The sequence below is a fragment of the Salipiger marinus genome (genome assembly GCF_035481585.1).
GTDB classification, from domain to species: domain Bacteria; phylum Pseudomonadota; class Alphaproteobacteria; order Rhodobacterales; family Rhodobacteraceae; genus Salipiger; species Salipiger marinus.
The window spans coordinates 1-1,646 of sequence record NZ_JAYKSL010000073.1; the positions used below are offsets into that span (position 1 = coordinate 1).

General features: G+C 67.0%; 1 protein-coding gene. It reads right to left on the reverse strand.

The annotated features are described in order from the left end of the window. The coding region (locus tag VK682_RS27170; protein WP_324782984.1) for a hypothetical protein at positions 1 to 1,242 on the reverse strand (1,242 nt) is incomplete at its 3' end. Positions 1,243 to 1,646: the final 404 nt, after the last annotated feature.

The window sequence follows — 1,646 nt, forward strand, 5'->3', positions numbered from 1 at the left end:
GCCGCTGGTGCCGTGCGAGGACGGCAGGATGACGTAATCGCCATCCTCATAATTTTCGTCGGCGGAATAGTCAGCGCTCCCTTGGATCAGGAACTTCAGCTGCTGGACAGCATTCCAGATGATGCACTGTTCTGCAGACACGGTGCCGATACCGACCAGCGTGTTTGCAGTTTCCTCCGCCTGAAGGAAGATGCCCCCCGAGAACGCCACATCCTGCGGATCGCTGACCGGGAGGTAGAGACCGCTCCTCACCGAGTTGGACTGGCCGTTCATCACATGGTGGTTGATGTCCAGCGCCAGCGTCTCGTGGACACGCGGGCGCCGCACGGTGGGCGCCGGTTTGCTGACTTCGCCCTGATCGCTCGCCGGAAAATAGACGTTCCCCGCGCGGTCGATCCGCTGCAGCACCTTGTCCTCTTGATCGACCACGGTGAAGACGTTTTCAGAGAAATCGCCATCGATGTCCGTCACGCGATAGGTGTCGGTGCCCATGCCGCCCGGAAACGCCATGCTGCCATCCTGGCGGAGAATCTGAGCCACCCTGTCGTTCTGCCCAACAATGGCCCATATGGCTTCCGAGAAGTCGGGATCGAAGCCGTCGGCATCCTCGGAGGCCCCGCCCACAGCTTGGCCTTCAAGGTCGTAGATGGTCAGCGCCGTCCCGTCCGCATCCACCACTGCGTAGGAGAAGGTGCTGAAGTCCGGATCGAGGATCTGCACTACTCCTTCGAGGGACCCCGTGCGCACGTCCAGCGCCTGCACGGCGGCGGCATCGGCCTTGCCGTCCACCACCCCTGTCAGCGCGTCGAGGTCATCCTGCCCCGCCTTGGTGGCGATGGCCGCCTCTGCTGCGGACATGGCCGCCTGCGAGGCCTTGGTGGCAATCGCCGCCTCTGCCGCGTCCATGTCTTCCTGCGAGGCCGCACCGATATTGGTGCGGGCGGTTCCGGCAAACGGCCCCGACAGCTCCTGCAGCGCGCCGGTGATGCTGAGCTTTGCGCCAAGCCCGCCGCCATCCACCCAAGCCCATTGCCCGGCCCCGGTGCCGAAGGCGGTATAGCGCCCGGCATTGGCGACGGGCTCGCCCGACTGCGGATCGGTGTGGCTGCCGGTATCCTCGGGGCTGACCTCGGCCTGCTGGCCGACCGCCTCGGGCGCGAGCGCGGCGAGGGCGGTCCAGGTCGGACGCAGGACGCTGGCATAGGAGGTGGCGCGGTCCAGTTCGGCCAGCCGATCGGCCACCGCGCCGCTGGCNCCGCCTCGGGCGCGAGCGCGGCGAGGGCGGTCCAGGTCGGACGCAGGACGCTGGCATAGGAGGTGGCGCGGTCCAGTTCGGCCAGCCGATCGGCCACCGCGCCGCTGGCGGCCAGCAGCAGGGCCAGCGTCTCGCGGGGCACCACGCCGAGCGTGCCGCCGTCATGGCCAAGGAGATCTTCGGCAGTTGTGAGCTGGGTAAGATCGATGGTTCTGACACCATTGTCAGGCATGAGCTTTTCCTCAGAAGATAAGGGTGGGGAAAGGTCCGGCGGGGACGCCAGAGACGGTGTCGGCGTTGCGGGGCGCGAGGCGGTACTCGGCCGGGCCTGCGGGGGCGCAGGCGGGTGTGCGCAGATAAAGGAGCGCTGCGGTCACCGCGCCGTCGAAAT